Origin of the sequence: Sphingomonas changbaiensis NBRC 104936, assembly GCF_000974765.1 — a bacterium.
Lineage (GTDB): Bacteria > Pseudomonadota > Alphaproteobacteria > Sphingomonadales > Sphingomonadaceae > Sphingomonas_B > Sphingomonas_B changbaiensis.
On the sequence record NZ_BBWU01000015.1, the window covers coordinates 56,375 to 80,392 of the forward strand.

The following is a 24,018-nucleotide window of genomic DNA, read 5'->3' on the forward strand; positions in this document are numbered from 1 at the left end:
GAACGCGAGAGCCTATGCGTCCAGGCGAGACGCGTAGCGGCGGCCGATGGGCAGTTCCGATCCGGCAATGCGCACCCGGCGATCGCCGTTTGTGCCCGCAACCGCCTCGATCCGGCGGCGGTTGACGAGATAGCGGCGATGGATGCGCACGAAATCGCACGACGCCAGCTCACGCTCCGCGGCACTCAGGGTCATCCGCCGGATCAGGGTTCGGTGGCCGATTTGCAGCTCGATGTAGTTGTCCGCGGCTGCAATCCAATCGATCGAGCCGGCGATCTGGACCAGATTCGCCGGTCCGGCATCCGCCTCGTTCCGCGCGGCCATCGCTCGTGCCGATCGCACGCTTCGTGCCCAGAGGATCAGGACGACGCCGGCGCCCAGCGGCGGGAGCCGCCGCAGCAGATTGAGCGCGACGGACCTGCTGGCGTTTCCGGCGATCGCATCGGCGGCGGCCTGCAACAGGATCGATGCGGCCGCGGTCGCCAGCAATGCCAGCAGCAACTGCCAGGGCCGCGAACCAAGCCGCTCTCCTGCCGGGGTTTTGCTCCATTCGAACAGCGCAAGCCAGGGAAGCACCGCTACCGCTGACCACAGGAAGCTGCCGGGCCATTCATGCGCGCCTGTCAGCAACCGCTCATAGCCGTGGCAATAGGCAGCCCCTGCGGCCCACACGATCAGGATGGTCGCGACCAGCGCCTGCCCATGCAGCGGGTACGCGAGCGTGGTTGTGAGCGGCCGTTGCTGTCGCAACCTGAGCATGCGCAGAGTTTAATCGGCTAAGCGGTGACTGTCACTCGGGTCCTATCCCGAACGATGTCGTCCGATCGTCAGCGTCACGCCGGCCACAGGATCTTCGCGCAGTTGAACCGGTGGTAGAGGGTTCCGATCAGGTTCTTGAGGTCGGCACGCTCGAACGGCTTCACCATGAACGTGTCGGCCCCAAGGTCGCGCGCGTTCTCGATCACGACCTGGTCGTCGGCGGCGCTCAGCATGATGATCACCGTCTGATCCAGCGCGCCGTTGCCGCGGATCGCCTCGACGAGCTCGAGACCATGCATTTCCGGCATGTTGTAGTCGGATATGATGATATCGGGCGTTTCACGCACGGCAGCGGCGAGCCCTTCGGCTCCATTCTCGGCGATATGAATCCGGGTGAAACCAAAAGCGGTGAGGGCGCGCAGCACCAGACGGCGCATCAGTTCGTCGTCGTCGACGATCAGCACCTTGAGCTGGTCCGGCGTCACCGACCCGCTGTCGTCATCCCAGGATTCGGGAATATCCGAGATGTCGTCATAGCTTGGCTTGGTCATGGCCGCGCTTTTACCGGAAATGCGTTTCTCTTCCCTTACCGGGGCCGGAGTGAAGCCGCCGGTCGCCGTTGGGGCTCGAATTTCCAAGGCACGGCGCGCTTAACCGGGATTTTACCGCACCTTGTTATCGGTCTCGATCAGCCGGGAGAGGGTCATCCGGGGCATTCAGCTCCGGAGGCCTCATCCGGTTCAAGAGGACGACGCCTTCATTCATCAAGCAGGAACAGGCGAGAGGGCAGTTCTGCCGAGCACGTGAGGGAAGAAGCTGAGCAACGACTATCATTCAGGCGCTGCTTCTCGGGTGGAAACGCCCGAACCCGATTTTGCGTCCTCGAGCGCGCAACGCGTCGATCCGCGGATTCCGTTCCTCGGCCATCCATTCGAGATCCGGGTGAGCGGCAAAGGCGGCTCGATCCGGCTGCGCGACTTGTCTTGCGGCGGCGCTTCCGGCCTGTGCGACGAGCCGCTCGATGTCGGCGCGTTCGTCAAGATCTGCTTCGCCGCGCAACACATCGTCGAGGCGGAGGTGCGCTGGGTGCGCCTGATGAACGTCGGCCTCAAGTTCACGCAGCCACTCGCGCCGGGCTTCGTGCGCCGCCTGCAGCAAGCGCACGGCACCTTCGTTACGACCCGCTCCAAGGCCTGAGCCGCGCGTCACCCGGCCGCGGAGCATGCGGTCGGCGAAGATTTTTGCATCAAGTCGTTTCGGCATACTGTAATATATGCCGTATGTGCCGGGCCTTTAGGCTCTAGGCGCTGCGTCTGTTGGCATCCGCTTCCCTGTACCCGACGAACGAAATGCGGCGGCCCTGATCCATGTGAGCGGAGGAAGCGCAAGTCGCGGTCAATGCTGCGCAATCCCAGGTTCTAACAGAATGGACAATCCTCTGTCGCTCCGGATCGAAGCATTTACTCGGCTCTCCCGTGAAGACAAGGCGGCGCTCGACCGCCTGGCGGCGCGCGCTGTTCGGGAAGTCGCACCTCGCCGCGACATCATTCGAGAAGGCGAACCACCGCGCGCGGTGCGCCTGATTCTCGAAGGATGGGCCTGTCGCTACAAAACGCTGCCGGACGCGCGCCGTCAGATCGTGTCGATCTTCCTGCCCGGCGATTTCTGCGATCTGAACGTCTATATCCTGAAGGAGATGGATCACAATATCGGCGCGCTCACACGCGTTCGCTTTACCGAGATCGGGCGCGACGCGATGGACGCGCTGACCAGCAACTATCCGCGGGTCACGCAGGCACTGTGGTGGCACGAACTGGTTTCGTCGGCCGTCCAGCGCGAATGGACCTTGAATGTCGGCCAGCGCACCGCGATCGAGCGGATTGCGCATCTGTTCGTCGAGCTGTTCCTGCGCCTTCAGACGGTGGGGCTTACGCGTCGCAACAGCTGCGAGTTTCCGTTGACGCAAAACGACATAGCCGAAGCGACTGGGCTGACGGCGGTTCACGTCAACCGAACGTTGCAGCAGCTTCGACGCGACGGTCTCATCATGCTCGAGCGCAAGGAACTGACGATCCCGGACCTCGACCGGCTGATGGACGTATCGATGTTCAATCCGAACTACCTGCATCTCGACCGCGAAGGACGCTATCTCGACGCCAATGACTGACGAGCGCGCCTGGCCGCCTGGCGAGGGCGAAATGGCCGAGCGAATCAGGACGTTCGACTGGGCGACGACGCCGCTGGGCCCGATCGAAGAGTGGCCGCAGAGTCTCAGGACGTCGGTCAACCTGCTGCTGGATTCCGCGAAGCCTGCTTATATCGGCTGGGGCCCCGAGCTGATCGCGCTCTATAATGACCCGTATCGTCCGGTCCTGGGGGATCGAAACGCGGATGCGCTCGGCCAGCCCTCTGCGCTCCTTTTTGCCGACATCTGGGAAGAGCTGGAGCCGCTGCTCGCCGAAACGCTTCGGGGAACGCCACACCATTTCGTGGAACGAAAACTTCGACTGGATGGAAAGTACCCCGAGACATCGGGATGGTTCAACATCGACTGGACGCCTTTGCGTGACGAAGCGGGCGATGTTGCAGGCTTTTTCGGAACGATCGCACAAGCCACCGATGCCGTGCTTGCCCGGGAACGACTGCGCGAAAGTGAGGAACGGCAAGCTTTTCTGCTCAAGCTGACCGATGCCTTGAGACCGCTCTCCGATCCAATCCGGATCGAGACCGTCGCAACGCGCCTGCTCGGCGCGCACCTCCACGCCACGCGCGCATTCTATGTCGACCTGGATCCCAGTGGAGACGGAATATCGCCCGTTGTGGGGTTCGAGACGGGCGCAGTGCCATTGCCCCGCGGACTGCGGCTTTCGGAGTTCGGCCCGCGATTGCTTGAGACCTATCGGTCAGGGCGCACGATGGTGGTTCGCGATGCGGAATCGGAACCCGAGTTCGAGCTGCAGCGCGACAGATATCGCGCGATCGGCACGCGCGCTGCCGTTGGCGTGCCGCTGGTGCGGTCCGGCCGGCTGGTCGCCGTGCTGGCCGTCCACCAGGCCGAGCCTCGCGATTGGACCGAGAATGAATTGAAGTTGATCGGCGCGGTTGCCGATCGCACCTGGACCTGGCTCGAACGATCCCGGTCCGATGCCGCGATGCGCGACAGCGAGGAACGTTACCGGCTGATCGTCGAAAACGCCCGCGATTATGCGATCTTCACGACCGATCCCGCCGGCGGGATCACCGACTGGCACGATGGTGCGGAGTCCGTGTTCGGCTACGCCGCAGCAGAAGCGATCGGACGAAACGCCGCGATGTTATTCACGCCCGAAGACATCGCAGCCGGCGAGGTTGAGAAGGAACTTGCGGTGGCGCGAACGCAAGGCAGTGCGCCGAACGTTCGTTGGCACGTGCGCAAGGATGGCGGGCGCGTGTTCATCGAGGGGCGCACGATCGCGCTTCGCGCCGACTCAGGCACTCTGCGCGGCTATCTCAAGATCGGCCAGGACGTCACCGAGCGCCGGTATTTCGAGCAAGCGCTGGCCGAGAGCGAGGAGCGATTGCATTCTCTGGTCGTCGGGATCCCGCAGCTCGTCTGGCGGGCGGGCGCACCTGCAAAATGGACCTGGGCGAGCCGCCAATGGTCCGAGTTCACTGGCCAGTCGGAGGAAGGGAGCCGCGGCCTTGGGTGGCTCGACAAGGTCCATCCCGCCGACCGCCAATCGGCCCTGGATTCGTGGGCAAAAGCGGTGGAGCACGACGGCTTCGAGGCCGATTATCGCATTCATCAGGCCGCGACCGACCGCTATTCCTGGTTCCAGACCCGAGCGACTCCGGTGCGGAATGCAGAGGGCGAGATTATCGAATGGCTGGGCACCTCGACCGATGTCGACGAACTTCGCACCCTTCAAAAGCGGCAGCAGCTGCTGCTCGCGGAGTTGCAGCATCGAGTACGCAATATCCTGGCGATGACGCGATCGGTGGCGCGCCGCACGCTCGAAACCGCGAACGACGTGAACGACTACGCCTCGCACCTGGAAGGACGGTTGAGCGCAATGGCGCGCACGCAGGCCGTGCTGACTCGAAACCCAGGGCAGGGCGTCGATCTCGAGGAACTTGTCCTGGACGAACTGGAGGCGCAGGCGGCCAGGGCCGATCAATATCGGTGCCGCGGTCCCGAAATCGCGCTTTCGCCGAAAGCCGCCGAGGTGTTGACGCTTTCCATTCACGAGCTCGCGACCAACGCCACCAAATATGGTGCCTTCGCCACGCCGAAAGGACGGGTGGACGTTCACTGGAAAGACGAGGAGCGAGACGACGCGCGTTGGCTTTGTCTCGTCTGGAGCGAACACGGATTGGACCTGGGCAGCTTCCCGGTCCGGCCGGGATTCGGGACGGAACTCATTACTCGCCGCGTGCCTTATGAGCTCCAGGGGGAAGGAGAGATTGAAATGCGTCCGCAAGGCGTTCGGGCCGTAATTCGCTTCCCATTGGCGGAGAGTAGGAGCATTCTGCAGACGGACGCTGACGTGAAGGAGGCGGCGAGATGACCAGGAGTGCCAGCTTGCGTGGAAAGCGCATTCTGGTCGTCGAGGATGATTATTATCTGGCGCAGGACACCCAGGATGCGCTCGAGCAGGCAGGCGCGCAGGTGATCGGGCCGTTTGCCAGCCAGCGCGACGCAATGGGCGCCGCCGATCCCGCCCGGATCGATTGCGCGCTGCTGGACATCAATCTGGGCGGCGGCCCATCTTTCGCCCTCGCCGAGACACTGGAGGGACGACGGATCCCGTTCCTGTTCGTCACCGGCTATGACGCGGACGTCGTTCCAGAGAAATTCCGAGCCAATCCGCGTGTCGAAAAGCCGATGCGGACCGTGGACCTGCTTGCGGCCGTCGAGGCGCTCGCCTGATAGCAACGCGTCCTTAGCTGCCGAACCGTTACTCCTCGCCCTATTCGATCCAGTCCCGCATGTCGGGCGTGTCGATCACCTTGTAGGGAATGCCGCGCGGGCCGAGGAACAGCGTCTCCATCTCCTTGCGCGTGAAAGGCCGGGAGCCAAGGCGGCCGAACACGGCGATCTGGCCGCCTTCCTCATCGACCGCGCGGTCGCGGTCGAGGCCCTTCGACAGCGCAACGGCGGGGGAGGGAGTCTTCGCCCAGGCGATCAGCTCCGGCATCGGCGCCGGGCTGAAGCCGTAGAAATTGGGTTGGCTCGCCGGGCTGGTCAGCTGGATGACTTTCAGCCCGTTCCGCCCGTCCGCGACATAGGCGAACAGCGATGCGTTGGTAGTACCGACGATCACGTCCTCGGCATCGTTCAGCTGGCCGCCGAACGTCTCCTTCTTGTAGATCACCGGCGCCATCGGACGCGTGACGTTCGCGATCACCAGCCCGTCCGCCTTGCCGGCGATGTAGAGGTAGGTGCGCGCGATATACATCTTGCGCGCGTCGGCGAGCGGGATCGTGCCCTGCGGCACCGGCACCGGCGCCAGCATGTTCGTCACATCGAACAGCTTCACGCCGGCCTTGTCGCTGACCCACAGATAGCGGAACTGGATGACCGAGGCGCGCGCGTCCTGCAGCGGCACTTCGGCGGCGAGCCTGGGATGCAGCGGGTTGTCGAGATCGACCACGGCGAGCCCACGCGCGGTCGTCACATAGGCGATGTGGCCGGCCAGCGTTATGTGGCGCGCGCCGTTCAGCACCCCGTTCGGGTTCCAGGTGACCGCCCGCTTCAGGAAGTTGTTGCGGAACTCGCCATCGGCCATCGTCGTCACGTTGACGAGGATCAGACCCTCCTTCGCGTCAGTCACCGCCGCATAGCTGTAGATCGGATGGAACGCCTGCTCCTGGTTCGCCTTGCGCATTTCAGGCGTGTTCTTCAGCGGATTGATCGGCTGGTTGGTCGGGAGCGCGACACAGGTCGCGTCCTCCGTGCTCACATGCGTGTCATGGCCGAGGCCCGAGAAGGGCGCGTTGATGATCGGTTCGGAAATGCCCTTATTGCCGATTGAGGCCACGTCATAGACGCGGAAGCCGCCTTTGCCCTCGGCGACATACATATATTCGCCGCGCAGCTGCAGGCAGCCGACCTTGTCGACCGTCGACTTGACCACGTTGCGGAACAGCTCCGGCGGATGCGTTTCGCCTGATACGCCCGGGCCCAGTCGCTCGCCGCGGATCCAGTCCTTCAGCTCGCGCCCGTTCCGCTCGACGTGCAGCTTGTAATAATCGGGGTAGGCATAGCGGTGGAGGTAGGAGCCGATCACCGCCTGCGGCTCGTCCCATTCCGTCACGCGCACCGCCTCGAACCCGCCGTCGAGACCGGTCCAGGCGTTCATGCCGACGAAGTTCACGAAATTGGTGCCGAGCAGCATCAGCTGCGTCATCGTCGCATTGTTGTCGTCGTTCGCGGACAGGTGGCAGTCCGAGCAGGTCTTGGTCTCGGTCTTCCGCACCGTGTGCGGGAAATGCGGCGCGAAGGCCTGGGACGAGAAGCCAATCGCGGAGATCGGTGGCTGCTGGACGTAGATCCGCTCGCGGTTGAGGTTCGTTGACGACAGGATCAGCGCGGAGGAGGATCGGACCGGCGTGATCTCATGCCCCTTGGTGGTCATGTGGATGCCCAGCTGGAACATCTGATCCCGCGCGACCTGCGGGTTGTAGGTCGCAAAGTTTCGCGTCTCTTCGCCCTCATATTTGTGGGAGCTGGTTTTCCAGTTCGCCTCGATCGGCAGATGGCAGCCGCCGCACGACGTCGTCCAGGACAGATGGCAGGTGAAGCACGCCATCTTGTCCTCGCCATGCGCGCGTTCGGCCTTGGGCACGCCGGTGCCGAACACGAACTTCCCGGTATCGGCGCCGCGGATCGACATCAGCTTGGCGCGCGCCGCCTTGGCATTGAAATGGGTCGAGGAGCGGTCGACCGAGTCCTTGACCAGGCTGACCCGCCATTCGAGCTTCGGATCGATCACCGAACGCTGGATCAGCACCCGCTCGCCATGCTCGTCGGTCGTCCACTCGAACCGACGCTGGCCGTCGCCGTTGCGGAGCAGGGCGAGATTGTTGCCGGCAGGCGGCGCGGCGGGGCCGGAGGTCAGCAGCGTCGGATAATTATCGACGGTGCCGTGGCAGTCCTTGCAGCCGATCTCGATCGCGTTCGCGACTTCGCCGTAGATCAGGCCGTTGCCGTGCGAATCCTGCGAGAAATGGCAGTCCGCGCACTGCATGCCCTTTTCGGCATGGATATCCATCATGTGGACGGTCTTGCCGGGATTGGTGCCGGGCTCGACGAATTTGCCTTCGCCAGCCTTGCGCCACTTTTCGGGATCGTCGGGCGAGACCTTGTTGCCGTCCTTGTCGAGCAGGTTGCCTTCGCGGTCGCGCTTCAGGACCGCACGGAAATTCCAACCATGGCCGTGATAGTCGGCGAACTGCGTGTCCTTGAGCAGCGGATTGAGGTCGTAGACATTGCGCAGGAATTCGAGATTGCCCCAGAGCCCGCGCGCCGCGGCGGCTTCGGGGTTGCGCTCATTGGTCGCACGCACCTCGGCTGCAGTCGGATAATGCTGGTTCTTGAAGATGCGCTGATAGTCGGCGTCCGACATATCGGCGGGCTTCGGCGCCTTGTTCTCAGGGCCAGGCCACATGAACGGCGCGTCGGACTCGTAATCCCACATCGTGTAGCCGAGGTACGAGTTCAGGAAGATGTTCGGCTGGTGCATGTGGCAGTTCATGCACTGCGCGGTCGGGATCGCACGCGTGAACGTGTGATGGATCGGGTGTCCCTTTTCATTCCCGCTTTCGGTCGCGCCATAAGCCTTGATGCCGGCATGGGTCGGCTCGAGCTTGCCGGCGATCGTCGGATCGACAGTCGCGGTCTGCCCGTCGCGGCCATATTGGGCATAGGTCAGGCTGTGCCGCGGCTCGCGGTCGTTCGCATAGACGACGTGGCAGCCCGCGCAGCCCGACTGGCGATAATCGCCGGGCTGGTCGTTGGTCCCCATGAACCACATGAACGGGTCGTTGAGACGCGTCTTGTGGAGGTTGAGCGCCGGGATCGCGACGCGCAGGCCGGTGCCGGGCCCGCGGTTCGATTGCTTGAGGTCTGGCCGCCCCGGCTCGTCCAGCCGCTGAACCGATCCGGAGGGGTTCGGCAGGCCGATCTCTGCAAAGCCCGAGCCGATCACGCGGCCACCGCGCTCGAACACCCGGAAGATGTCGGCCGGCGGGATCACCGTCCAGGTCGGCAGCGGATAGAGCACCGGCAACGCGCCGCGCGCCTTCTGCGCGTCGGTCACGGTCCCCGGCGGATTGCCCGGCGATTTGACCATCGCGGGCTCGCCGGTGCGGGTATAGGCTTCCCCCAGGATATAGTTTTTGAAGGGCAGGACGCCGTTATTGTACGATGCGCCGCCAAGGAACATCGAGCCCGTCGCCATGATCGACCGCTCGCCCGCTTCGATCGTTTCCATGTGGCAGGCGCCGCACGCCTCGCGCGCGACGCGATAGTCGGACGGATTGACGAAACGGATGAACTCCGGGCTCTCGCGATTGAGCAGCGTGTAGCTCTGCTTCGGGTTGGCCGAGGACGGCCAGTGCCAGCTTTCCGGATAACGCGGCAGCACGTGCGCCTTGTCGCGCAACGCGACGTAGCGCGGATCGGTCGGTGCCCATTTCGGATCGACCGCGTCCGCGATCGGCGTGCCGCCATGGCAATCGACGCAGGCCAGCGCGACCGCAGGCGTCGCATGCATCGTCGGCTGGTCGGACGCCGTGTGGCAGTTGGTGCATCCCGCATTCAAGCGCGCCATGTCCGCAGGCGTGCGGTCGCGCGGGGCTGGCGCGAACACCGGATAGGTGCGGGCGACCGGCTTTTCCTCGGAAGAGGCGCTCAGCTGCGGTCCGATAAGCGCTGCAGCCAGCAGGCCCAGGCTTGCAAGAAAGGCGTAGATCGCGCGCATCAGTAGGTCAGGATCGCGTTGAGGAGGACGGAATAGAAGCGGTGATCGCGGGGCTGGCTCGCGAACAGGTCCTTGAAGCCGTCTCCGGGCTGCAACAGCGCGCCGGACAGACGGAACACCAGGTTCTGGTTGGCCTTGGGCCGCCAGGTCGCCGCCGCCGACAGGTCATAGCCGATGGACTTCGGGATGCTGCCCTCGACGCGCAGCGCCTGCAGGACCGCGGTGTTCGCGAACCACAGGTGATTGGCGTTCAGCGTGAAGCGGGTCGTCGGGCTGATGTCGAAATCCGCCCCGGCGCCGACCAGGATCGTGCCCGGATTGTTGAAGTTCGACTGGCCCTGCTCCTTGGAGGAGCGCAGGTCGGCGAGCAGGCCGTTGCGGCCGTTCACCACCACCGCGCGGCCGCCGCCGGCGAACGGGATGCTCTGGCGAATCCAGTAGCTGGTATCCGCGCCGGCGAAGATCGGATTCTCGAAAATCGCGTCGAACCCGCCTTCGGTGTTGTTCCGCGGGTTGCCGTCGCCGCTGGCATAAAGGCCGGACAGGCGCACCCTGATCCAGTCGAAATCCATGCTCGGTTCGGCTGCGATGAAATAGGAGCGGATCTTGGCGGGCTTGGACGTGAAGAAGCTGTTCCGGTCCTGCCCGAACGCGCCATAGGCGGAGACCGTCAGGTTGACGCGCCCGAAATGGCCGTCGCCGTTATAGCCGACATAGACGACGTCATAGGCACGGCCGCGCAGGTCTCCCAGCAGGGCCGGGCGGACCGGGAAGCCATTGTCGTCCACTTCGATCCGGTTCTGCTCCCGGTTCATGTTGTAGATGATCGTCGCCTGGCTGGTGAAGCTGGGCACCGGCAGGTCCTGCAGATAGGCGTTGGCGACGAACACCCAGTCGTTGCGAGGCCGCTGGACCACCGAGTTCAGGCCGGAATTGGTGTCCTTCTCCAGGCGCCAGAAGGCGGCGAGATTGTACTGGAAGCGGTTGTTGTCGCGATTGCCGAACAGGCGGATGCCGAGCTGCTGGTCATTGAACAGAAAGCCGCGGAAATCCGACTGGAACGGCTGGATGCCGATGCGCAGCGAGTCGAAATCGTAGCGATCCGACGTGTTGCGCAGATGCTTGTCGATGAAGAGTTCCTGCACGCCCAGGAACTGGTCGAACCGGTGCGGCGGTCTGGATGGCTTGACCGACAGCACGCGCCGCTCTGGAACGGTTACGTAATTGAGGTTGTAAGCCAGGCTCACCCGATATTCGATCTCGGGCGGCTTGAAGGCGGTGTAGCCTTTGATCAGCGAAAAGCCGCCGATGAAGGTCTGCGACAGGACCAGACTGTACGGCCGGCCGAACACATTGTCGCTGTCCGGTCGCTCGGTCGTCTGGTTGCCGACGGGGATGGGGAAGCTGCGCGGCTCGACGATGGTGTCGGACGCGGCGTTGATGCTGAAGAACCAGTCCTCGTCAGCGAGGCCGAGGAACTTGGGCGTGCGGCACTTGGGCAGCCCTGCGTGCTCGCGCCGTTCCTGCTCCTCTGCGGTCGGCAGGCAGAGCGGGCGATCCCCTTTGTACGTATTCTGGTGATACGGATCGAGCGTGTCCTGCTTCACGAGCCCGAGCGTCTGGATCAGGCGCCAGCGGTCGGGCACCGGGAATTGGTTCGCGGGAAACGCTTCGGGGGGCGGCGCGCGAACGGCCCCCGGATTGTCCGCCGTCACCTTGTCCGGCAGCACGCGCTGGGCCACGCCGGGGCGGCGGCGACCCTCGATCAGGCCGGTGTCCGGCTGTTCCAGCGTTTCCGGCGGCGGCGCCGGCTCGGCGGTTGCTTCGGGCATCGCCTCGGGCGGCGGCGGCGCGCTCGCCTCCGGCGGCTGCGCCTGGGCAGCCAGCATCAGCGCGATCGGAAGGAGCGAGACGCCCGTCATATCCCCTGGCACACATTCTGGGCGGGGGTGTCGACAAAGGGCGCGAACGGGCAATTCACGTAGCGCAGCCGCACCTGCCGTCCGTCCGCCAGCGGAACCACGATCCGATCCGCCCGCATCTCGGGCGCGGCATGGCCGATCGTGCCGACCCGCTTGCCGCCGTTCGCGAGACCCAGGAAACTGATCATGTCGTCCTGGTCGATGCCGTCGCCGGAAACGCCGATGCCGCCGACCAGCTGCGTGCCGCGATAGATCGGCACCGATCCCGGGAAGATCTGGATGCCGTTCGCCAGCCGATTGTGGTTGGGCGTGACGTCCGGAAGCTTGGTGCAGCGCTGCGGCGTGTCGACGTTGCTCTGCAGCGTCAGATAGGCGAGGTGTTCCTGGACGTTGGGCAGGATCAGCGAGGACTGCAGGCCGGTCGAGAAGGGATTGAACTGCGCGATCGGCCGCGAGAAGGGCCCGTTCGGCCGTCCGACTTCGCCGTCCGGGAAGAACGGCCGTGACAGATTGCCGCCGGCGCGATCCGAAAAGGCGAAGGCGCCGGTCAAGGCGGTCGGATCGCCAAGGAAGTCGCGCACCCGCTGCACGAACTGGGGCACTTCGGGCTGCGTCGCCGCCATCAGCTGCGCGGCCGCGACCGGATTGGAGAAGAAGGCGGCCGTCCGCGCCTTTTGCAGCGACACGTCGGTGCCGAAGATCGGCGCGTCGGGTCCGCGGACGATGCCCAGGACATTGCCGTAGGTGTCGACCAGCGAAATCGTGACCTGGGCGCGGCTGTCGAGCGGCTGCCGGATCTGGCCGCGCGCGCGGCTCATGATCTTGAACGCTTCCTCGAGCACCGCGCGAACCTCTGTGGACGTCAGCGGCTGGCCGACCGCGCCGCCGTCGGTGCCGCCGCGGATCGGGTAGCGATCATTGCCCGATCCGTCGGTCAGGATGAACGCATCGGGATTGTCGAACTCGGCCGGGGTTGCCTTGCGAATCCCGGATGCCTCGGTGCCATAGGCAGTGCCGGCGACGATCTGCAGCGTCGCATAATCGCGCACCGGCGCCAGCGATCCGGCAATGCCGGCGATCGTCGGATAGCCGGGGGCCGATGCAGGCGTGCTCAAGAGCCCCGACGGGACCGCGTCGGTGTAGCGCAGAGACGTGCCGTCGACGGTGATGTGGTCGGCGCGGATCGCCTCGGGCGCTTCGAACCCGAACGTGGCCGCGAGGGCGATATATTCCTCGTCGTTGGTCTCGACATCGGTGATGTCGGGATCGAAGTCATAGACGCCGTCCGCCATCACGCCGACGCCGCCGACCAGCACGCCATTCTTGTAGAGGGGGAAGCCGCCCGCGTCGGCGGAGAGGCCCAGCGGCGAACGCTTCGGCCCGATCAGCGCGGCTGGCCCTCCCGTCGCGATGAAGCGGGTGTTGAGGTCGGAACAGGGAAGCGAGCTGAACTGCACGCCGAACAGCGGGCCGCTTTCGAGTCCCACTGCGTTGGGCGCCGGCGGGAAATGCTGCTGGACGATCTGGCTCGCCGTCCGTGTCGAAAAAGCGTTGGCGCCGGACGACAGATAGGCTCCGGTGATCGCCTTCGCGATCGCGCCGCCCTCGGCCGGCACAACCAGGCCCTGCAGATCGACATCCTGGCCATTCGGCGCATCGGCGATCTTGAGGTTCTGCGGCGCGCCGTTCATCCGGAAGATGGCGAGCACATTGCCGACCCGGTCGACCACCGAGATCACCGCCGGGCGATTGCGCGCCTTCGCCTCGGCGACGGCCTGGGCGATGATCTGCTGCACATCGGCAATGGACAGCGACTCCTGCGCCGGCGGCGTATAGACGGAGGTCGGCGTCGGGCTCGGCGGCGGCGTCGCGGCGGGCGAGGGCGAATTGCTCCCGCCTCCGCATGACGCAAGCAGCAGGGCGACGGCGGCCAGGGCTGCCGTCGATCGATGCGCGGCCAGGCCGCAGCTCAGAACGCTTCTCTGCATCAACGCAACGTCCGGATGGTCCGCGCCGCCCCGCCAAGTGCGCGGCGGAATTCGAGCGGACGGTAATCATTGGGGTCCTTCACCGCGGCGTAGGCGCGATTGATTTCGGCCCGGACCGAGCGCGCCGCGCCGCCGTCCACCGCGCGGGCGTTGACCAGCGCGTTCAGCAGCGTGTCGACGGCCATCACCGACTGCACGCTGCCTTCATAGTCGGTGAAGCGCGGGCTGATCGCGTCGCCGGCGATCGAGTCGATGATCGCGAACGTTTCCGCCTTGCCGAACGACTGCCGCGCAAAGGCGTCGGCGAGCGCGCCCGCCGTCTCGCGCAGCCGGGCCGCCGCGGCAACCGCGCTCGGCCGGTCCTTGGCCAGTGCCGCGTGGAAAGCGCGGGCATCGGCATCGAAGCGGCGGCCGAGTTCGGGCGCGACCACGCGCGCCGCAGCCGAAAGCATGATCATGTTCTCGTCGTTATAGGCCGGCATTCCGTCCGGGATCGGGCGCCCCGGATTGGCGATGTTGGTCGGCCGCGCCGAGGGCTCGTCCGAGATGCGGCGATGGCAGGTGTGGCAGTCGAAGAAATAGAATTCGGGGAACACGCCTTCGGTGCCGCGGCCCGGGTTCGAATAGAGCGTCAGCGAACGTTCGACCGCCATAGCCTGGCCGGTCGCCCACAGTCGCACGTCGTCGGTCCGGCCCTTGCGGCGGATATAGTCGGCGTCCTCGTTGTGGTGCTGCTGCAAGGTGGAGAACAGGTCGAGCTCGAACGCGATCCGCGGGTGGCCGGCCGCCATGATCCGGTGATTGACGAACTGTCCCGCGTCCGCGCTGCCGAAATGGCAGTCGAGGCAGACGCCGGCGCGCACTTTCGGGTTGTCGAGCGGAATCATGCCCTGGGCGAGGTTGCGGGCATGGCTGGCGCCGACGGTATAGTGGGTCTGGATCCAATTCTGCGCGCCGCCATGGCAGGCTTCGCAGCCGACGCCGTCGCTTTTCTGGAAGCGCGGCCCGCGGCTGGTCGCCGGGTCGACATGGCAGCCGAGGCACATCGGTGCGCTGGTTGGGTCGCCGATCCCGAGACGCGCCGCGATCGCCTGTCCGCGCGGGCCGGAGATCAGCCGCAGCGAGCGCGAGTGCGTGCCGCCCGCGGAAGAATCGTCCTGCCAGAGCTTGATCTCGTCCTGGCGAACGACCTTGCCGTCGCCTTCCTGACGGCCGTGGCAGGTCGATCCGGCGCAGCTGGCGACGCCGAGATGCATCGCCGAATCCCCGGCAGCAGCCTGTGCAGTGGACGGTGAGGTGCCGAAGGCAATGGCCAGGGCGGCGAGCGCCAGTCCAAGGCACAGGCAGAATGCCAGACCGGCTGCTGCACGTGTGCGCAGGCTCGCAAATACCCCACTCATGCTTCGCGCTGGCCCCCCATCAACCGGTTTATGGCGTCGCGACCCGCCGGTTTTGTTTCGGCCATTTATGCGAGCAAGCTGCGCCGGTGGCAAGCGGGTCCGAAATGGTTTCGGCGCATATTGCCAGCCGAATCGGCATTGGCGCATAAGGGAACAAAGCGCTGGAGGCAGCTATGCAAGGCGACGCGGGATCGGGTCTGGCCTGGGCGACGGGACACCTTCAGTATCTGTTGCTTGTGATCGCGATGCTGCCCGCGCGGCTCACGCAGGTGCGGATCGGCGTCGCGGCGGCGGCGGCGATGGGCATCCTTGCCAGCGGCCTCTTCTCCTTCCAGCCGGCTGCGCTGTTCTGGAACGTCCTGCTTTTGCTGGTGAATGCGGTGCTCTTGCTCCAGTTCGCGCGCAGCAATGCCGCGGTCCGCTTCAGCGCCGATGAAGAGCCGATGCTCGACGCGTTGCTGAGCGGCCTGCCACGGACCCGGGCGCGCCACTTTCTCGATCAGGGCTTCTGGCTGACCGGTCGGGCTGGCGAAGCACTGATTCGCCAGGGAGAGCCGGTGACCCATCTTTTCTATCTGGCGAGCGGCGATGCCTGCGTGACGAGCGGCGGCAAGCAGGTCGGGCGCCTGGGCGTGGGCGACCTGATCGGCGAAGTGACGGTGTTGTCGGGCGACACGGCCAGTGCCACCGTTACCCTCGAGACAGCTGCCCGCATGTGGTGCGCGCCGGCCCAATCGCTCCGGCTGTACCTCGATGCTCATCACGACGTCCGCCACGCCGTCGAGCTGAGCTTCGCCGCGGCGCTCCGTCACAAGCTCCAGGAGATGAACCGCGCGGTGGCGCAGGCGGGCGGGCTCGGCTAGCGCACCCGCCGCTGGTTCAGCACCTCATAGGCCATCACCGCCGTGGCGACCGCGGCGTTCAGGCTGTCCGCCTTGCCGAGCATCGGCATCTTCACCAGCAGGTCGCATTCGCCTTCATAGGCCTGCGGCAATCCCTGCGCTTCGTTGCCGACCAGAATGAAGGTCGGCGCCTCGTAACGCGGCGCCTGGTAATCGGTATCGGTCCTGAGGCTCGTGCCGACCAGCTGGCCCGGCCCTTGCCGCAGCCAGGCGACGAATGTCTCCCAGCGCGTGGCGGCAATGGCCTGCGTGAAAAGCGCGCCCATGCTCGCCCGCACGGCTTCGACGGAAAAGGGATCGACGCAGTCGTCGACCAGGATCAGCCCGCCGCCGCCGACGGCATCGCTGGTGCGTAGGATCGTGCCGAGATTGCCCGGATCGCGCAGTGCCTGGGCGACGATCCAGATGCCCGACGCGCTCCGATTCAGCCGCTCCAGCGGCGTCAGCCGGTCGCGATAGACGCCGACCAGCGTCTGCGGGTTGTCCTTGCCCGATAGCTTGGACAGGATGTCCGGTGTCGTCTCGATCACGTCGCCGCCGGCATGTTCGGTCGCGGCGATCAGGCCCTGCGCCAGGGGGTGGCCGACGCCATCGTGCGCAAAGAACAGCATCTCCGGCAGTGCACCCGCCTCGCGCGCCTCGGTCAGGATGCGCAGGCCTTCGGCGAGGAACAGACCTTCGCGCCTGCGATGCTTCTTGTCGCGCAGGCTCCGCACCCGCTTGACTGTCTCGTTCGAAAATCCCGTGATCTGACGCAGCGGCTCAGTCCTCGCCGAATTTGTTCTCGACCAGTCCGGCGAGCTGCGCGACCGCCTCTTCGGCGCCGTCGCCGCTGGCGCTGATCTCGATCTCGTCGCCCATCGCCGCGCCCAGCATCATCAATCCCATGATCGAAGTGCCGGTGACGCTCGCGCCGTCCTTGCGCACCTCCACCTTGGCCGGAAGGCCGCTCGCCAGCGTCACGAACTTGGCGCTCGCCCGCGCGTGAAGGCCCCGCTTGTTGGCGATGTAGACGGTCCGGACGATCTCGCTCATGCCGCCTCGCCGAGCACTTCCGATGCGACCGAGATGTATTTGCGGCCGGCCTCGCGTGCGGCGGCGACGGCATCCTTGACGTTCATCGACCGTCGCGCGCCTTCGAGGCGGATCAGCATCGGCAGATTGATGCCGGCGATCACTTCGACCTTGCCCGGCTGCATCAGCGAGATGGCGAGGTTGGAAGGGGTGCCGCCGAACAGGTCCGTCAGCACGATCACGCCGCGGCCGGCATCCACCTTGCGAATGGCCTTGGCGATATCGCCGCGGCGCACTTCCATATCGTCGTCCGGGCCGATGCAGATCGACTCGACGGCGGTTTGGGGGCCGACGACATGCTCCATCGCAACCACGAATTCTGCGGCGAGCCGTCCGTGGGTCACCAGCACAAGTCCGATCATTTCCGTCTCAAAATCCTTCAGCGAGCCCCAGTACCTGCCCTAAGCTCTTCAACCGCGTCGCGTGGCGCGGTGGCGAGGTCGCGATGTGCGACCGTGGGCGAAAATCCCGCATCGCGCAACCGGCGAGCGACACGCTCGGCCACGTGCACCGACCGGTGTCTCCCTCCGGTACAGCCGAAGGCGACCGTGACATAGGCTTTCCCTTCGCTCGCATAGCGGGGGAGGAGCGTCAGCAGCAGGTCTTCGATCTGGACGACCGCCTGCTCATAAACCGGGTCCTCTGCGATATAGTCGCCGACCGGAGCATCCAGGCCGGTCATCGGCTTCAGATCGCGGTCCCAATGAGGATTCCGCAAAAACCGCATGTCGAACACCAGGTCGGCATTGCGCGGCAGTCCGCGGGCGAAGCCGAACGACGTGATCGTCAACACCGTCTCCGTGCCATGCTCCTCGCCAAAGCGGGCGCGCAGGTCGTGCTGCAGCGCGGCGCGGCTGAGCTGGGTGGTGTCGACGAGATAATCGGCAGCGTCGCGCAGCGGCCTCAGCAGCTCGCGCTCACGCATGATGCCGTCGCTGGCCGGCCGGTCGAGGGCGAGGGGGTGAGGACGCCGCGTCTCGTCATAGCGCCGCTCCAGTTCCGCGCCCGCACAATCGAGGAAGAGCATCGCCACATCGTAATGCGCGCGCTGGCGCAGCTTCGCGACCCGGCGGATCACGCCTTCAGCATCGAACGCGCGCGTGCGGCTGTCGATGCCGATCGCGAGCGGCCGATGGTCGCGCGTGGCACCTTCGGCCGGCGGCGTGTCGAGCAGCCGGTCGAGCAGCTTTAGCGGCAGATTGTCGACGACTTCCCAGCCCAGGTCTTCGAGCGTGTTGAGCGCGGTCGATTTTCCTGCGCCCGACATGCCGGTGACCAGCAGGATGCGTTCGGGATCGAGCCGCTCGTTCATTGCCTCAGCCCCAATTCGCGCAACGCCAGCTCGGCCTTGATCGGGGCGACGGCCTCGAACGGATCGAGCGCAACCGCCGGCACGCCGATTCCGCACAACTCCCTGCTGCGCGGTTCGGGCATGCGCTCGATCGGCGCGCCGAGTTCGATCAGCAGGGACACGGGCATGGGACTGCGATGGGCCATAGCCATGATTCCCAAGCCGCGCACCTCGATTTGCCCGGCGATCGTATCCGGTGCGGCCGCGATGAGCTGTCCGTCCACCGCGTTCAGCCTCACCTGGTCGTCGCTGACCAGCGCCGCGCCGCGATCGATCAGGCGCAGCGCCAGGTCGGACTTGCCCGCGCCCGATTCGCCGGTGATCAGCACTGCGCGACCGTCAATCGCGACGCAGCTGGCGTGGAGCAGCACGCTCATGGCGCGCCGACGGCGGGCAGGCGCAGGATGAAAGCGGCCCCGTGCGGGCGTTCCTCCTGCGTTTCGACCTCCAGCGTACCGCCGTGGCCGTCGCTGATCGCGCGCGCGATCGCCAGGCCAAGACCCGAATGGCTCGGATTCTCGTCCGAACGGACGCTGGTGAAGCGGCGGAAGATCGACTCGCGCAACTCCGGCGGCACCCCCGGTCCCTGGTCCTCGACCCGCACGATCACTTCCGAGCCCGAGCGTGTCGCGGTGATCTGGACCAGACCGTTATCGGGGGAGAAGGAGATCGCGTTGTCGAGCAGGTTCTCGACAATCCGCGCCAGGCGGAATTCGTCGCCGCGAGCGACAGCCGTGTCGACCCGCGGCCGCGCAAAGGCGACCTGCACGCCGCGCGGATTGGGGCCACGCATCTCCCGCTCGCGCAGCATCGTCTCGATCACGCGGCCAAGATCGATCGCGTGAAAGCGCGCGCGCGACAGCTCTGCATCAAGACGCGACGCCTCGGCGATGTCGGTGATCAGCCGGTCGATCCTTCGGACGTCGTCCTGGATGATTGCCATCAATTGCACGCGCTGACCGTCGTCGGAAACGCGCTGCAGGGCATCGGCGGCCGATCGCAGCGAAGCAAGCGGGTTCTTCAACTCGTGCGTCACGTCGGCGGCAAACGCGTCCGTCGCGTCAATTCGCTGGCGCAGCGCCTGGGTCATGTCGCTCAGCGCCTGGGCGAGCGAGCCGATCTCGTCGCGGCGGCTGGGCAGGCGGGGCACCGTCACTTCGCGATCGCGGCCGAGCCGCACTCGCACCGCCGCGCGCGCCAGCCGGCGCAACGGGCGCACGATCGTCCGCGCAAGGAAGAATGAGAGCGCGATTGACAGGGCCGACACGACCAGCAGCAGCACGCCCAGCCGGAACCGCTCGGCACGCACGATCCGCGTCACGTCGCGCGCGTTGGTCGTCAGCAGCAAGCCGCCCGCCGGCGCGGGCGCCGCGGCCGTGATCATGAAGGTCCGGTCAGGCGCAAAGCTTTCCCCGCCGATCGCGGAGCCGGTCTGCAGCGCTCTCCTGAGCTCGGGCCAGGCTGCCGCGCGGTCGGGGTTGGGCTCGACATAGTCGCGCGGCGTCGCGGCGCGGGCGACGAAGTCGATCACCCGGTCCAGAAAGCGCGCGGCATGGCGCTGCCAGGATTCCTCTGCCGGATCGCGGAGTACGTAGTTCGGGCCGGATATCCGCCAGCTGTCGGCCTGCAATTCGCCGTCCGGCCCATACAGCCGCAGGCGTGACCCGGTCCGTTCGCCCATCCGCGCGAGCAGCGCCGGCACGTCGGCGGGTGGCGCGACGGCGATCGCCTCGTCCATCAGGCTCAGTTCGCGCACGGCGCGGGCGATGCGAAAGTCGATCAGCCGGGCGCGATAGCTTTCCAGATAGAAGAAGCCGCCGGCGAGCAGGGCGAGCGCGAACACGTTGACCGCCAGGATTCGAGTCGTCAGCGAAACGCGCCCCGACCAGCGGAGCGGCGGTTCGACGGCCTCAGGCCTCGGCGAAGCGGTATCCGGCGCCATAAAGCGTCTCGATGCCATCGAATTGCGGGTCGGTCTGGCGGAATTTCCGCCTCAGCCGCTTGATGTGGCTGTCGATCGTGCGGTCGTCGACATAGACGTCTTCATGATAGGCGGCGTCCATCAACTGGTTGCGCGATTTGACCACGCCCGGCCGCTGCGCGAGCGATTCGAGGATCAGGAACTCGGTGACGGTCAGCGTCACGTCCCTGCCTTTCCAGGTCACCCGGTGGCGCGCCGGGTCCATTTCCAGGTCGCCGCGCACCAGCGGCTCGCTGATCGGTTCGTCGGTCGCGGCCTGCGGTTTACTGAGCTCGACCCGGCGCAGAATCGCGCGGATGCGGGCGATCAGCAGCCGCTGCGAAAACGGTTTCGAGATATAGTCGTCGGCGCCCAGCGCGAGGCCGAGCGCTTCGTCGAGTTCGTCGTCCTTCGAGGTGAGGAAAATGACCGGCAGCGCACTCTTCTCGCGCAATCGCCGCAGCAGCTCGAGCCCGTCCATCCGCGGCATCTTGATGTCGCACACGGCGATGTCCGGCGGATTGTCGAGCAGCGCCTTCAGCGCCGCCTCGCCGTCCGAATAGAGACGCGTGACGAAGCCCTCCGACTGGAGCACGATCGACAGCGAGGTCAGGATGTTCCGGTCGTCGTCGACCAGGGCGATCGTGGCGGCCATCACGCTTGGCTAGTCGAACCTGTCTCGCTGGGCAACGCCGTGATGGGCCGGACGACCAGCGCGCCGTCTTCGCTTCCCACCACGCGCATACAGGTGCCGGCAGGCGAGTCCGGGCCGCGGACGTTCCATTCGCTGTCGCCGACCCGGGCGCGGCCGTGGCCGTTGACGATTCCCCGGGTGAGCTCGACCGTTTCGCCGACCAGCCGCGCAGCGCGGTCATTGAGCAGCGGGTCGGCCGAAGGGACCGGATTGACCGCATACCAGCGTCGTCCGCCCAGCGTCGCCGCCACGGCTGCCACCGCGAACAGGATCAATTGTGCAGGGAAGGGCAAGTCGGCCGCGAACGTCACCAGGCCGGTGATCGCCGCCGCGACCGCGACCCAGACCAGGAACACGCCGGGCAGCAGCAGTTCGGCGACGCCCAGGACGACGGCGACGATCAGCCAAAACCAATAGGAGTCCACACCCAACGGCATCAGGCCTGCCCCTCGAACGGACCTTTGCGCGACCGCTCGATGGCGGCGGGTGGCGGCGGCGCCTCGCGGCCCAGCGCCTCGCGCGCCAGCTCGCCGATGCCGCCCAGCGTTCCGATCAGCTGTGTCGCCTCGACCGGGAACAGGATCGTCTTGGCGTTGGCCGATTCCGCGAACTTGCCCACCGCATCGACATATTTCTGGGCGACGAAATAGTTGATCGCCTGCGTGCTGCCGGTCTCGATCGCCTGGCTGACCATCTGCGTCGCCTTGGCTTCGGCTTCGGCTGAACGCTCGCGCGCTTCCGCGTCGCGGAACGCCGCCTCGCGACGGCCTTCGGCCTGCAGGATCTGCGCCTGCTTCTCGCCCTCGGCGCGCAGAATCTCGGACGCGCGCAACCCCTCGGCCTCGAGGATCGAGGCGCGCTTGTCGCGTTCCGCCTTCATCTGCCGCGCCATCGCGTTGGAAATGTCGGCAGGTGGCCGGATATCCTTGATCTCGACGCGGGTGATCTTGACGCCCCACGGGCTCGTCGCGTGGTCGACCACCGACAGCAGCCGCGCATTAATCTCGTCGCGCTTAGACAGGAGTTCGTCCAGGTCCATCGATCCCATCACCGTGCGCAGGTTGGTCGTCGTCAGCTGCATGATCGCCATATAGAGATCGGACACCTCATAGGCCGCCTTGGCCGGATCGAGCACCTGGAAGAACACGACGCCGTCGACCGCGACCATCGCATTGTCCTTGGTGATGATCTCCTGGCCCGGAATATCGAGCACCTGCTCCATCATGTTCACCCGCCGGCCGACGCGGTAGAAGAAGGCCGGGTAGAAGTTGAACCCCGGCTTCGCGACCGTCACGAACCGGCCGAAATGTTCGATCGTATATTCATAGCCTTGGCGCACGACCTTGACGCTGGTTGCAAGGTAGAACAACGCCAGGACGAGGATGAAGAATGCGGCTGTAACGGCCATGTTGCCCTCCCGATGCCTGGATGATGCGACGCATCCTGTGCTGGTTCCAGCGGAATCGTGAGCGGCTACCCTAGCATCCGCACCCGCGCGCGGTTACATGGCCCGCCAACCTTCGACTCGGGAGCTTTGGCGCGCGCATGGACATCGAACTCGGTCTCACTTTCGACGATGTCCTGCTGAAACCCGCCGAATCCGAAGTCCTGCCCAGCGCCGCCGACACGCGAACGAAGCTTACTCGCGACATTTCGCTGAACATCCCGATCCTGTCGTCGGCGATGGACACGGTGACGGAAGCCGAGATGGCGATCGTGATGGCGCAGCTGGGCGGCATCGGCGTGCTTCACCGCAACCTCTCGGTTGAGGAGCAGGCCGCGGCCGTGCGCCAGGTCAAGCGCTTCGAATCGGGCATGGTCGTAAACCCGATCACGATCGCGCCCTCCGCCACGCTTGCAGAGGCGCAGGCCTTGATGGCGGAAAACCGGATTTCGGGGATTCCCGTCGTCGAAAGCTCGGGCAAGCTGGTCGGCATTCTCACCAACCGCGACGTTCGCTTTGCCGAAAACCCGAAGCAGCCGGTCTCCGAGCTGATGACGCGCGACAATCTCGCGGCGGTCCCGGCCGACGTCAGCCAGGACGAGGCGCGGCGCATCCTGCACCAGCGCCGGATCGAGAAATTACTGGTCGTCGACGACGCCTATCGCTGCATCGGCCTGATCACGGTCAAGGATATCGAGAAAGCGGTCCTCCACCCGAACGCGACCAAGGACGCCAGCGGACGGCTCCGCGTCGCCGGCGCGACGACGGTCGGCGATGCCGGCTTCGAGCGGACCGAAGCGCTGCTGGATGCCGAGTGCGACCTGATCGTCATCGACACGGCGCACGGCCATTCGAAAATGGTGGCGGACTCCGTTGCCCGGGTGCGCAAGCTCTCGAATGCCGTCCAGATCGTCGCCGGCAACGTCGCGACGGCCGAAGCGACGCGGGCCCTGATCGATGCCGGCGCAGATGCGGTGAAGGTCGGGATCGGCCCGGGCTCGATCTGCACGACGCGCGTCGTCGCCGGCGTCGGCGTGCCGCAGCTCTCGGCCATCATGGATTCGGCGAAGGAGGCGGCCAGGTCGGGCGTGCCCGTGATCGCCGACGGTGGCCTGCGCACCTCCGGCGATCTCGCCAAGGCGCTGGCGGCGGGCGCGTCGAGCGTGATGGTCGGCTCGCTGCTCGCGGGCACCGCCGAAGCACCGGGCGAGACGTTCCTGTACCAGGGCCGCGCCTACAAGGCCTATCGCGGCATGGGCTCGGTCGGCGCGATGGCGCGGGGGTCTGCGGATCGCTATTTCCAGCAGGATATCAAGGACCAGCTGAAGCTCGTCCCCGAAGGCATCGAAGGACAGGTTCCCTACAAGGGGCCGGTCAAGGACGTGATCCACCAGCTCGTCGGCGGCGTGAAGGCCGCGATGGGCTACACCGGCTCGCGCACGATCGAAGAGCTGCAAAAGCGCGCCCGGTTCGTGCGGATCACCAATGCCGGCCTTCGCGAAAGCCATGTCCACGACGTCAGCATCACGCGTGAAGCACCGAACTATCCCACGCAGTGATC

The 24,018-nt window shown here is 65.9% G+C and carries 21 protein-coding genes; 6 read left to right on the forward strand and 15 right to left on the reverse strand.

Annotated elements, in window-relative coordinates:
* Window positions 1-12: 12 nt before the first annotated feature.
* Together SCH01S_RS15675 and SCH01S_RS02880 are read right to left on the reverse strand one after the other, a co-directional pair.
* The gene (locus tag SCH01S_RS15675) at window positions 13-759 is read right to left on the reverse strand and encodes a LytTR family DNA-binding domain-containing protein (protein WP_052733740.1); all 747 of its coding nucleotides are present in this window, start codon (window positions 757-759) and stop codon (window positions 13-15) included.
* 74 nt (window positions 760-833) lie between these two features.
* Window positions 834-1,310 (reverse strand): response regulator, encoded by a 477-nt coding sequence (locus SCH01S_RS02880; protein ID WP_052733741.1) that lies wholly within the window; start codon window positions 1,308-1,310, stop codon window positions 834-836.
* A gap of 301 nt (window positions 1,311-1,611) precedes the next feature.
* Between SCH01S_RS02880 and SCH01S_RS02885 the strand changes: the two genes are divergently transcribed.
* The 4 genes from SCH01S_RS02885 to SCH01S_RS02900 all read left to right on the forward strand — a co-directional run bounded on the left by SCH01S_RS02885 (window position 1,612) and on the right by SCH01S_RS02900 (window position 5,668).
* Window positions 1,612-1,956: a PilZ domain-containing protein gene (locus SCH01S_RS02885; RefSeq protein WP_046347265.1), complete on the forward strand. Its 345-nt coding sequence runs from the start codon at window positions 1,612-1,614 to the stop codon at window positions 1,954-1,956.
* 229 nt (window positions 1,957-2,185) lie between these two features.
* The gene (locus SCH01S_RS02890) at window positions 2,186-2,926 is read left to right on the forward strand and encodes a Crp/Fnr family transcriptional regulator (RefSeq protein ID WP_046347266.1); all 741 of its coding nucleotides are present in this window, start codon (window positions 2,186-2,188) and stop codon (window positions 2,924-2,926) included.
* Window positions 2,919-5,306 (forward strand): PAS domain S-box protein, encoded by a 2,388-nt coding sequence (locus tag SCH01S_RS02895; protein ID WP_052733742.1) that lies wholly within the window; start codon window positions 2,919-2,921, stop codon window positions 5,304-5,306. The genes SCH01S_RS02890 and SCH01S_RS02895 overlap by 8 nt, the downstream gene beginning before the upstream one ends.
* Window positions 5,303-5,668, forward strand: a complete 366-nt coding sequence (locus tag SCH01S_RS02900) for a response regulator (protein ID WP_046347267.1) — start codon at window positions 5,303-5,305, stop codon at window positions 5,666-5,668. Before SCH01S_RS02895 ends, SCH01S_RS02900 begins: the two co-directional genes overlap by 4 nt.
* A gap of 40 nt (window positions 5,669-5,708) precedes the next feature.
* Here the strand turns inward: SCH01S_RS02900 and SCH01S_RS02905 are convergent, their stop codons facing one another.
* From SCH01S_RS02905 to SCH01S_RS02920, 4 genes are read right to left on the reverse strand one after another with little or no spacing between them, the layout of a single operon-like run.
* A complete protein-coding gene (locus tag SCH01S_RS02905) occupies window positions 5,709-9,722 on the reverse strand; it encodes an LVIVD (protein ID WP_046347268.1) in 4,014 nt (1,337 codons plus the stop codon).
* Entirely contained in the window at window positions 9,722-11,644 is a 1,923-nt protein-coding gene (locus SCH01S_RS02910; protein WP_046347269.1) for a hypothetical protein, read from the reverse strand. The genes SCH01S_RS02905 and SCH01S_RS02910 overlap by 1 nt, the downstream gene beginning before the upstream one ends.
* Window positions 11,641-13,632, reverse strand: a complete 1,992-nt coding sequence (locus tag SCH01S_RS02915) for a heme-binding protein (protein ID WP_046347270.1) — start codon at window positions 13,630-13,632, stop codon at window positions 11,641-11,643. The genes SCH01S_RS02910 and SCH01S_RS02915 overlap by 4 nt, the downstream gene beginning before the upstream one ends.
* On the reverse strand, window positions 13,632-15,032 hold the full coding sequence (locus SCH01S_RS02920; RefSeq protein ID WP_046347271.1) for a multiheme c-type cytochrome: 1,401 nt from the start codon (window positions 15,030-15,032) through the stop codon (window positions 13,632-13,634). The genes SCH01S_RS02915 and SCH01S_RS02920 overlap by 1 nt, the downstream gene beginning before the upstream one ends.
* Before the next feature lie 173 nt (window positions 15,033-15,205).
* Here SCH01S_RS02920 and SCH01S_RS02925 point away from each other — a divergent pair, with 173 nt between their 5' ends.
* Window positions 15,206-15,895, forward strand: coding sequence for a Crp/Fnr family transcriptional regulator (locus tag SCH01S_RS02925; RefSeq protein ID WP_046347272.1), 690 nt, complete (start codon window positions 15,206-15,208; stop codon window positions 15,893-15,895).
* Here the strand turns inward: SCH01S_RS02925 and SCH01S_RS02930 are convergent.
* From SCH01S_RS02930 to SCH01S_RS02970, 9 genes are read right to left on the reverse strand one after another with little or no spacing between them, the layout of a single operon-like run.
* Window positions 15,892-16,692 (reverse strand): TrmH family RNA methyltransferase, encoded by an 801-nt coding sequence (locus tag SCH01S_RS02930; RefSeq protein ID WP_046347273.1) that lies wholly within the window; start codon window positions 16,690-16,692, stop codon window positions 15,892-15,894. The genes SCH01S_RS02925 and SCH01S_RS02930 overlap by 4 nt on opposite strands.
* A gap of 4 nt (window positions 16,693-16,696) precedes the next feature.
* The gene (locus SCH01S_RS02935) at window positions 16,697-16,969 is read right to left on the reverse strand and encodes an HPr family phosphocarrier protein (RefSeq protein ID WP_046347274.1); all 273 of its coding nucleotides are present in this window, start codon (window positions 16,967-16,969) and stop codon (window positions 16,697-16,699) included.
* Window positions 16,966-17,370, reverse strand: coding sequence for a PTS sugar transporter subunit IIA (locus SCH01S_RS02940; RefSeq protein ID WP_046347275.1), 405 nt, complete (start codon window positions 17,368-17,370; stop codon window positions 16,966-16,968). Before SCH01S_RS02940 ends, SCH01S_RS02935 begins: the two co-directional genes overlap by 4 nt.
* Before the next feature lie 17 nt (window positions 17,371-17,387).
* Complete coding sequence (gene rapZ, locus SCH01S_RS02945) at window positions 17,388-18,320, reverse strand: RNase adapter RapZ (protein ID WP_046347276.1); 933 nt, start codon at window positions 18,318-18,320, stop codon at window positions 17,388-17,390.
* On the reverse strand, window positions 18,317-18,736 hold the full coding sequence (locus tag SCH01S_RS02950) for an HPr kinase/phosphorylase (RefSeq protein WP_046347277.1): 420 nt from the start codon (window positions 18,734-18,736) through the stop codon (window positions 18,317-18,319). The genes rapZ and SCH01S_RS02950 overlap by 4 nt, the downstream gene beginning before the upstream one ends.
* A complete protein-coding gene (locus tag SCH01S_RS02955) occupies window positions 18,733-20,301 on the reverse strand; it encodes a sensor histidine kinase (RefSeq protein WP_046347278.1) in 1,569 nt (522 codons plus the stop codon). Before SCH01S_RS02955 ends, SCH01S_RS02950 begins: the two co-directional genes overlap by 4 nt.
* Window positions 20,270-20,974: a response regulator transcription factor gene (locus SCH01S_RS02960; RefSeq protein WP_046347279.1), complete on the reverse strand. Its 705-nt coding sequence runs from the start codon at window positions 20,972-20,974 to the stop codon at window positions 20,270-20,272. The genes SCH01S_RS02955 and SCH01S_RS02960 overlap by 32 nt, the downstream gene beginning before the upstream one ends.
* Window positions 20,974-21,450, reverse strand: a complete 477-nt coding sequence (locus tag SCH01S_RS02965; RefSeq protein WP_046347280.1) for an NfeD family protein — start codon at window positions 21,448-21,450, stop codon at window positions 20,974-20,976. The genes SCH01S_RS02960 and SCH01S_RS02965 overlap by 1 nt, the downstream gene beginning before the upstream one ends.
* Window positions 21,450-22,421 (reverse strand): SPFH domain-containing protein, encoded by a 972-nt coding sequence (locus tag SCH01S_RS02970; protein ID WP_046347281.1) that lies wholly within the window; start codon window positions 22,419-22,421, stop codon window positions 21,450-21,452. The genes SCH01S_RS02965 and SCH01S_RS02970 overlap by 1 nt, the downstream gene beginning before the upstream one ends.
* Before the next feature lie 137 nt (window positions 22,422-22,558).
* On the opposite strand from SCH01S_RS02970, the gene guaB reads away from it, so the two are divergent.
* The gene (gene guaB / locus SCH01S_RS02975; protein WP_046347282.1) at window positions 22,559-24,016 is read left to right on the forward strand and encodes an IMP dehydrogenase; all 1,458 of its coding nucleotides are present in this window, start codon (window positions 22,559-22,561) and stop codon (window positions 24,014-24,016) included.
* The last annotated feature ends 2 nt before the right edge of the window (window positions 24,017-24,018 follow it).